Origin of the sequence: Streptomyces sp. NRRL F-5122 (assembly GCF_001507435.1) — a bacterium.
GTDB lineage: Bacteria > Actinomycetota > Actinomycetes > Streptomycetales > Streptomycetaceae > Streptomyces > Streptomyces lannensis.
Genome location: NZ_LMWH01000014.1, coordinates 1 through 7,977 on the forward strand (window position 1 = coordinate 1; position 7,977 = coordinate 7,977).

Consider the following 7,977-nt stretch of genomic DNA (forward strand, 5'->3'; position numbering starts at 1 on the left):
TTTCCGACTCTATCAGACCATTTCACGATCCGATTTCCTCGGCGCTTTCCAGGTTTACGCTCTCGCGTTTCCCTTTCCGGCGGATCCGACTTTATCAGAAGTTCTGAGTCGGGATTTCCACCCCACCGAGGTTGTCCCGGACGCTCGGTTGCGTCGGGTTCCCCTGCAGGCGGAGCCGTAAACTTACTGGAGGGGGGCGCCTCGATGAAAATCGAGGCGCCCCGCTCCAGTCGCACGTGGGTGAGGTCTTGACGGGACGTCAGACCTCAACGACCACAGGCAGGATCATCGGCCTGCGCCGATAGGTGTCCGAGACCCACTTGCCCAGAGTCCGCCGCACCAGTTGCTGCAGCTGGTGCGGCTCGACGATGCCGTCCTGGGCCGACCGCTCCAGTGTCTCGGTGATCTTCGGGATGATCACGTCGAAGGCCGAGTCCTCGATGCCCGAGCCGCGCGCCTGGACATAGGGACCGCCGGTGATCTTGCCCGTCGAGGAGTCCACGACCACGAAGACCGAGATGATGCCCTCGTCGCCGAGGATCTTCCGGTCCTTCAGCGCCGGCTCGCCGACGTCACCGACCGAGAGGCCGTCGACGTAGACGTATCCGGCCTGGACCTTGCCGGAGATCCTCGCCTTGCCCTCGATCAGGTCGACGGCGATGCCGTCCTCGGCGATGACGATCCGGTCGTGCGGCACACCCGTCAGCGCGCCCAGCTCGGCGTTCGCCCGCAGATGGCGCCATTCGCCGTGAACCGGCATCAGGTTCTTGGGGCGGCAGATGTTGTAGAAGTACAGCAGCTCGCCCGCGGACGCGTGGCCCGAGACGTGCACCTTTGCATTGCCCTTGTGCACGACGTTGGCGCCCCAGCGGGTCAGGCCGTTGATCACGCGGTAGACCGCGTTCTCGTTCCCGGGGATCAGCGACGACGCGAGGATCACCGTGTCGCCGTCGACGATGCGGATCTGATGGTCCCGGTTGGCCATCCGCGACAGCGCCGCCATCGGCTCGCCCTGCGAGCCCGTACAGACCAGCACGACCTCTTCGTCCGGTAGATCGTCCAGGGTCTTCACGTCGACGACCAGGCCCGGTGGGACCTTCAGATAGCCCAGGTCCCGCGCGATGCCCATGTTGCGGACCATGGAGCGGCCGACGAAGGCGACCCGGCGGCCGTACTCGTGTGCCGCGTCCAGGATCTGCTGGATGCGATGGACATGGCTGGCGAAGCTCGCCACGATGATCCGCTTACGGGCACCCGCGAAGACCTGGCGCAGGACGTTGGAGATGTCGCGCTCGTGCGGGGTGAATCCCGGGACCTCCGCGTTGGTGGAGTCGGCGAGCAGGAGGTCGATGCCTTCCTCGCTCAGCCGCGCGAACGCGTGGAGGTCGGTCAGACGGTTGTCCAGCGGCAGCTGGTCCATCTTGAAGTCGCCGGTGTGGACCGCCATTCCGGCGGGCGTGCGGATGGCGACCGCCAGCGCGTCCGGGATGGAGTGGTTGACCGCGATGAACTCGCAGTCGAAGGGACCCACCCGCTCGCGCCGGCCCTCGGCGACCTCGAGCGTGTAGGGACGGATGCGGTGCTCCTGGAGCTTGGCCTCGATGAGGGCGAGCGTCAGCTTGGAGCCGATCAGCGGGATGTCGGGCTTCTCGCGCAGCAGGAACGGGACACCGCCGATGTGGTCCTCGTGGCCGTGCGTGAGGACGATGCCCTCGACCTGGTCGAGGCGGTCCCTGATGGACGAGAAGTCCGGCAGGATCAGGTCGATTCCGGGCTGCTCCTCCTCCGGGAAGAGCACTCCGCAGTCGACGATCAGCAGACGGCCGCCGTACTCGAAGACCGTCATGTTTCGGCCGATCTCGCCGAGTCCGCCGAGCGGGGTGACCCGCAGGCCACCTTCGGGCAGCGGCGGGGGTGGGCCGAGTTCAGGATGCGGATGACTCAAAAGACTCTCCTGACCACACGCGCCACGTACCTGTGGGGCACGCGGCGCGCATGACGTTCGTGCAAAAGCAGTTGTCGATGTGGGATGCAGGCACCTGTGTCCTGCCTATTCAGTTGTGAAGTCTTTGTCAGAGCTCTACCCCGCCGGCGGCAAGATCGATCTTGAGCTGGGCGGTCTCCTCGGAGGAAAGCTCGACCATGGGCAGCCGCAGCGGGCCGGCGGGCAGGCCCCGGAGGGCGAGCGCGGCCTTGGTCGTCATCACGCCTTGGGTGCGGAACATGCCGGTGAAGACGGGCAGCAGCTTCTGGTGGATCTCCAGTGCCTTCTGGACGTCGCCGCCCACGTAGGCCTCGACCATGGCACGCAGCTCCGGCGTGACGACGTGGCCGACCACCGAGACGAAGCCCACCGCGCCCACGGACAGCAGGGGCAGATTGAGCATGTCGTCGCCCGAGTACCAGGCGAGGCCGGACTGGGCGATGGCCCAGCTGGCGCGGCCGAGATCGCCCTTGGCGTCCTTGTTGGCCACGATCCGCGGGTGCTCGGCCAGCCGGACGAGGGTCTCGGTGTTGATCGGGACACCGCTGCGGCCCGGGATGTCGTAGAGCATGACCGGCAGGTCCGTCGCGTCGGCGATGGCCTTGAAGTGCCGGTACAGGCCGTCCTGCGGGGGCTTGTTGTAGTACGGCGTGACTGTCAGGAGACCGTGCGCGCCGGCCGCCTGTGCCGCGCGGGCCAGCTCGATGCTGTGGTGGGTGTCGTTCGTGCCGACGCCGGCGACGACGTGGGCGCGGTCGCCGACCGCCTCCAGCACGGCCCGTACGAGATCCGATTTCTCCGCATCGCTCGTGGTGGGCGACTCACCGGTGGTGCCGTTGATGATCAGGCCGTCGTTGCCTGCGTCCACCAGGTGGGTGGCGAGCCGCTGTGCGCCGTCGAGGTCGAGTGCGCCGTCCGCCGTGAAGGGCGTGACCATGGCGGTGAGGATCCGCCCGAAGGGGATCTGCGGAGTGGAGGTCGGAGCCATGGGTAACACGCTACTCGCTGCCTCGGGCGCGGTCTGCCCTAGGGGGTCGGGAAAAGTCCTGACAAAGATGGAGCCCGGCACTGCCTGCTCGGGGGTTCAAGCAGTGCCGGGTCCGTTTGATCAGGCTAGATGAACTTCTCGAAATGCCGCAATACGGACACCTCGCTCAGCTGACCGCACATCTGTGCCCGACCGGGAAAAAGGTGCGTGTTACGGCGCCATGCGCCCGTTGGCGTTGAACGCGGCGTGCGTGAGCGGCATGAGTCCGGCCCACGCCTCCTCCATCTTCTCGCCGACCATCTCGATCTCCCGCTGCGGGAAGGACGGCACCTTGGCGAGTTCGTGCTGGGTGCGCAGGCCGAGGAAGTGCATGAGCGAGCGCGCGTTGCACGTCGCATACATCGAGGAGAAAAGTCCGACCGGCAGGACCGAGCGGGCGACCTCGCGCGCGACACCCGCGGCCAGCATCTCCTGATACGCCTCGTACGCGTGCACGTACGTCTCCTCCATGACACGGCCCACCAGCTCCTGCTGGCCGGCGGTGCCCTCCACGAACCGGTACTTCCCGGGGCGGCCTTCCTGGACCAGCTTGCGGGACTCGGCGGGGACGTAGAACACCGGCTGGAGCTCGCGGTAGCGCCCGCTCTCCTCGTTGTACGACCAGCCCACGCGGTGCCGCATGAACTCGCGGAAGACGAAGATCGGGGCACTGATGAAGAAGGTCATCGAGTTGTGCTCGAAGGGGCTGCCGTGACGGTCCCGCATCAGGTAGTTGATCAGTCCCTTGGAACGCTCCGGATCCTTCTTCAGCTCGTCGAGGGACTGCTCGCCGGCGGTGGAGACACGGGCGGCCCACAGCACGTCGGAGTCGGCCGCGCTGTGCTTGACCAGCTCGACGGTGACGTCGCTGCGGAAGCTGGGCTTGAGGTCGTCGGCTGGGATGTCGGTCACGGTGTGGAGGGTCCTTCCCATCACGGGCTCGGGCGGCGCCCACTCTACGACCCGGCACTGACAACGGGACCTTCGGTACCGGTCCGCGACATTCGCCCCCGAACTTCGGCGAAATCAGCGAAACAGGGCACCATTCACGCCATTCGCGCGTCTGTGTTGGTGACGACGATCCGTTCGCGTCGCCCTGAGTTCACCCACACCGGCCCCAGGACCTCTTCGAGCCCGAAAAGGAGAAGCGCCCCCATGTTCCGTCGGCGCGAGTCCGTACCCTTCGCCTTCCTCGCCGAAGCCGACTCCTTCCGGAGCAACATCGCTCCCCCGCCCCGCGAGCGCGCCACGCGCGGGCAGATGGCCGGGCGCTGGCTGATGGGTCTCACCATCGTCGCGGGGCTGGTGGGCGCCCTGGTGCTGGGCATGCCCTCCCTGCAGCAGCAGTCGCCCGCGCCCACGCAGCACTCCGAGGCGTCCGACGGCCGCTGACCCCCCTCGCCCGTCCGGCGCGGAGGCACCCCCTCGGAACCCCGAGGGTGGTGGGAGGAGAGCCGGCTCGATAGCCTCACCGGGCACAGCCCCATGGACCGAGCGAGGATCAGCCGTGCCCCTGCCCTTTCTGACGGCCGACCGTACCTACGATCAAGCGGCGGACGATCTTCCGCTGCCCTACGACGACCGTGACCGCTGGCGGCGCCCCTACCGTCCCGGCCCGTGGCGGGTGGGCGCGGCCGCCCTTCTGCTGCTGCTCGCTTCGTACGTGCTCTTCGCGGGCGTCATCATCGGGCTCACCGGCACGCCGTCGAGCGCCGGTACGGGGCTCGTGATCGGGGTGCTCATCATCGCCGCGGCCCTGCGGCTGCTGCGGGTCGGTGTGTGGGTGAGCGCCCGCGGACTGCGCCGGGTGGCCTTCTTCAGCACACGCACCGTCGCCTGGGGGCAGATCGTCTCCGTACGGACGGTGCAGCAGCCGGTGCGCTGGCTCGGACTGCCGCGCACGGTGCAGGGACAGGCGCTGGTCCTCTCGTCCAGGGGCCGCACCTCCGAGGACCTGCCGCTGATGACCACGCACGGGGCGGACTTCCTGGCGCGTGCGCAGGCGTTCGACCGCGCGGCGGACACGGTGGAGGCCTGGGCCGGCGAGCACCGCGAGGGCTGACGCACGACGACGAAGGGGCCGGTTCGCGCTGTGCGAACCGGCCCCTTCGTCGTGCGGGTCGGGCGTCTTCGGCCCCGCGAGGGCGCCCTGAGGGCGTCCGGGGACTCCTGCGGTCAGGTCCCGACCGTTCGGCCCTCGTGCAGGGAGATCGCCCGCTGCATCGCCTTGCGCGCGCGGGGGGTGTCACGGGCGTCGTGATAGGCGACCGCCAGCCGGAACCAGCTGCGCCAGTCGTCCGGGGCCGCCTCCGTCTCCGCCTTGCGCCTCGCGAAGACCTCGTCGGCCGAGTCACGGTCGATGCGCCCGCTCGGCGTGCGCCTCAGCTCGTCGACCGGCAGGCCTCCCTCGGCGTCCAGCTGGGCCGCGAGCCGGTTGGCCCTGCGTACGAACTGCGTGTTCTTCCACAGGAACCAGACCCCGATGACGGGCAGGATCAGCACCGCCACGCCGAAGGCGACGGTGACCGGGGTCCCGTTCTGGATCAGGAGCAGGCCGCGGCTGCCGACCAGGACGAAGTAGACGACCAGGACGGCGGCCGTGACGGTATAGGTGATCTTCGCGCGCATGGACGGCTGCTTCTACTTCAGGTCGAGGAAGTGCTCCAGGCCGAAGGTCAGGCCCGGGGCGGTCACGACGCGGCGGACGCCGAGCAGGATGCCCGGCATGAAGCTGCTGTGGTGCAGCGAGTCATGGCGGATGGTGAGGGTCTCGCCCTCACCGCCGAGCAGCACCTCCTGATGGGCGAGCAGTCCGCGCAGCCGGACCGCGTGCACCGGGACACCCCCGACGTCGGCTCCACGCGCGCCGTCCAGAGCCGTCACCGTGGCGTCGGGCTGCGGGACGCTGCCCGCCTTCTCGCGCGCGGCGGCGATGAGCTGGGCGGTGCGCGTGGCGGTGCCGCTCGGGGCGTCCACCTTGTTCGGGTGGTGCAGCTCGACCACCTCGACGGACTCGAAGTACGGGGCGGCCACCTCGGCGAACTTCATGGTCAGCACCGCGCCGATGGAGAAGTTCGGGGCGATGAGGACCCCCGTCTCCGGGGACTGGGCGAGCCAGCCCTTCAGCTGCGCGAGGCGCTCGTCGGTCCAGCCGGTGGTGCCGACCACTCCGTGGATGCCGTGCCGTACGCAGAAGTCGAGGTTGCCCATCACCGAGGCCGGGGTGGTCAGCTCCACCGCGACCTGAGCGCCGGCGACGACGAGGGTCTCCAGCTTGTCGCCGCTGCCGAGGGCGGCGACGAGTTCCATGTCCTCGGCGGCTTCGACGGCCCGTACCGCCTCCGATCCGATCCGGCCCTTGGCACCGAGGACCGCCACGCGCAGCTTGCTCATGTTCCTGATTCCTTGGTCGAACTTGTCGAGGACGGTCGGATGCGTCGAGAAGCTACGCGACCGCTTCGTGCAGACGCGACGCCTGCTTGTCCTTGAGCGGACCGATGACCGACAGCGAGGGCCGCTGCCCCAGGATCTCCCGGGCCACCGCCCGGACGTCGTCCGGGGTGACCGCGGCTATCCGGGCCAGCATGTCGTCCACCGACATCTGGTCGCCCCAGCACAGCTCGCTCTTGCCGATACGGTTCATCAGCGCGCCCGTGTCCTCGAGCCCAAGGACCGTGGAACCCCGCAGCTGGCCGATGGCGCGCTCGATCTCGTCGTCGGACAGGCCCTGCTCGGCGACCTGGTCCAGCTCGTCGCGGCAGATCTTGAGCACATCGTGCACCTGGCTCGGCCGGCAGCCCGCGTACACGCCGAACAGGCCGCAGTCGGCGAAGCCCGAGGTGTACGAGTAGACGCTGTAGGCGAGACCGCGCTTCTCCCGGACCTCCTGGAACAGGCGCGAGGACATGCCGCCGCCCAGAGCGGTGTTCAGCACGCCGAGGGCCCAGCGGCGGTCGTCGGTACGGGCGAGTCCGGGCATGCCGAGGACCACGTGCGCCTGTTCGGTCTTGCGGCCGAGCAGCTCGACGCGGCCGGTCGTACGGATGGCGCGGCGGCCGTCGCGCGGGGCGAGGGGCACGGCGTCCGTACCCGTGAGGGCACCGGCCTTCTCGAAGGCGGCACGCACCTGACGGACGACCTTGTTGTGGTCGATGTTGCCGGCGCACGCGACGACGAGGTGCGTGGGGTCGTAGTGCTTCTTGTAGAAGCGGCGGATGCGGTCGGCGGTCAGGGCGTTGACGGTGTCCACCGTGCCGAGGACAGGTCGGCCGAGGGCGTTGTCGCCGAACATCGTGTGCGCGAACAGGTCGTGCACACAGTCGCCGGGGTCGTCCTCGGTCATCGCGATCTCCTCGAGGATCGCGCCCCGCTCGATGTTGACGTCCTCTTCGAGGATCCGCGAGCCGGTGAGCATGTCGCACACGACGTCGATGGCGAGCGGCAGGTCGGTGTCGAGCACGCGTGCGTAGTAACACGTGTACTCCTTCGCCGTGAACGCGTTCATCTCACCGCCGACCGCGTCGATCGCCGAGGAGATGTCGAGGGCACTCCTGCGCTGCGTGCCCTTGAAGAGCAGGTGTTCCAGGTAGTGCGTGGCGCCGTTCAGGGACGGCGTCTCGTCACGCGAGCCGACGTGCGCCCAGATGCCGAAGGTGGCGGAGCGCACCGAGGGCAGCGTCTCGGTGACGACACGCAGGCCACCTGGGAGAGTGGTCTTGCGGACGGTACCGATGCCGTTCACACCCTTGATCAGAGTTTGGGTACGGGCAACGGCCCGCGCCTCCGAGGAGGAGCGGGCCGTCACCTTGAAGCCACGGGACGTCACTTGTCGGTGTCGTCCTTCGCCTCGTCGGCCTCGCCCTCGCCCTCGATCACCGGGATGAGGGAGAGCTTGCCGCGGGAGTCGATCTCGGCGATCTCGACCTGGACCTTGTGGCCCACGCCGAGGACGTCCTCGACGTTCTCC

General features: G+C 68.6%; 8 protein-coding genes. 2 read left to right on the forward strand and 6 right to left on the reverse strand.

All coding sequences use genetic code 11. From position 1 onward, the window contains the following. Nucleotides 1–259: 259 nt before the first annotated feature. The 3 genes from ADL25_RS03695 to thyX all read right to left on the reverse strand — a co-directional run bounded on the left by ADL25_RS03695 (nt 260) and on the right by thyX (nt 3,923). The gene (locus ADL25_RS03695) at nt 260–1,945 is read right to left on the reverse strand and encodes a ribonuclease J (RefSeq protein WP_059126157.1); all 1,686 of its coding nucleotides are present in this window, start codon (nt 1,943–1,945) and stop codon (nt 260–262) included. A gap of 127 nt (nt 1,946–2,072) precedes the next feature. Further along, nucleotides 2,073–2,972 (reverse strand): 4-hydroxy-tetrahydrodipicolinate synthase, encoded by a 900-nt coding sequence (dapA, locus tag ADL25_RS03700; protein ID WP_059126158.1) that lies wholly within the window; start codon nt 2,970–2,972, stop codon nt 2,073–2,075. Nucleotides 2,973–3,182: 210 nt separating this feature from the next. Next, the gene (gene thyX, locus ADL25_RS03705) at nt 3,183–3,923 is read right to left on the reverse strand and encodes an FAD-dependent thymidylate synthase (protein WP_059126164.1); all 741 of its coding nucleotides are present in this window, start codon (nt 3,921–3,923) and stop codon (nt 3,183–3,185) included. 243 nt (nt 3,924–4,166) lie between these two features. Between thyX and ADL25_RS03710 the strand changes: the two genes are divergently transcribed. Next, nucleotides 4,167–4,403 carry a hypothetical protein gene (locus ADL25_RS03710; protein ID WP_059126159.1) on the forward strand — a complete coding sequence of 79 codons (237 nt, stop codon included), beginning with the start codon at nt 4,167–4,169 and terminating at the stop codon, nt 4,401–4,403. A gap of 115 nt (nt 4,404–4,518) precedes the next feature. After that, nucleotides 4,519–5,073, forward strand: a complete 555-nt coding sequence (locus ADL25_RS03715) for a PH domain-containing protein (protein ID WP_059126160.1) — start codon at nt 4,519–4,521, stop codon at nt 5,071–5,073. A gap of 113 nt (nt 5,074–5,186) precedes the next feature. Here ADL25_RS03715 and ADL25_RS03720 read toward each other — a convergent pair whose 3' ends face one another. From ADL25_RS03720 to ADL25_RS03730, 3 genes are read right to left on the reverse strand one after another with little or no spacing between them, the layout of a single operon-like run. After that, nucleotides 5,187–5,639, reverse strand: coding sequence for a tetratricopeptide repeat protein (locus ADL25_RS03720; protein WP_059126161.1), 453 nt, complete (start codon nt 5,637–5,639; stop codon nt 5,187–5,189). A gap of 12 nt (nt 5,640–5,651) precedes the next feature. Next, nucleotides 5,652–6,404, reverse strand: a complete 753-nt coding sequence (dapB, locus tag ADL25_RS03725; RefSeq protein ID WP_059126162.1) for a 4-hydroxy-tetrahydrodipicolinate reductase — start codon at nt 6,402–6,404, stop codon at nt 5,652–5,654. 52 nt (nt 6,405–6,456) lie between these two features. Then, nucleotides 6,457–7,836 carry a M16 family metallopeptidase gene (locus tag ADL25_RS03730; RefSeq protein ID WP_059126163.1) on the reverse strand — a complete coding sequence of 460 codons (1,380 nt, stop codon included), beginning with the start codon at nt 7,834–7,836 and terminating at the stop codon, nt 6,457–6,459. Between the last annotated feature and the right edge of the window lie 141 nt (nt 7,837–7,977).

Excerpts from the sequence above, each read along its gene's own strand:
- dapA (WP_059126158.1), bottom strand. The coding sequence starts at position 2,972 with ATGGCTCCGACCTCCACTCCGCAGATCCCCTTCGGGCGGATCCTCACC.
- ADL25_RS03710 (WP_059126159.1), top strand. The coding sequence starts at position 4,167 with ATGTTCCGTCGGCGCGAGTCCGTACCCTTCGCCTTCCTCGCCGAAGCC.
- ADL25_RS03720 (WP_059126161.1), bottom strand. The coding sequence starts at position 5,639 with ATGCGCGCGAAGATCACCTATACCGTCACGGCCGCCGTCCTGGTCGTC.
- dapB (WP_059126162.1), bottom strand. The coding sequence starts at position 6,404 with ATGAGCAAGCTGCGCGTGGCGGTCCTCGGTGCCAAGGGCCGGATCGGA.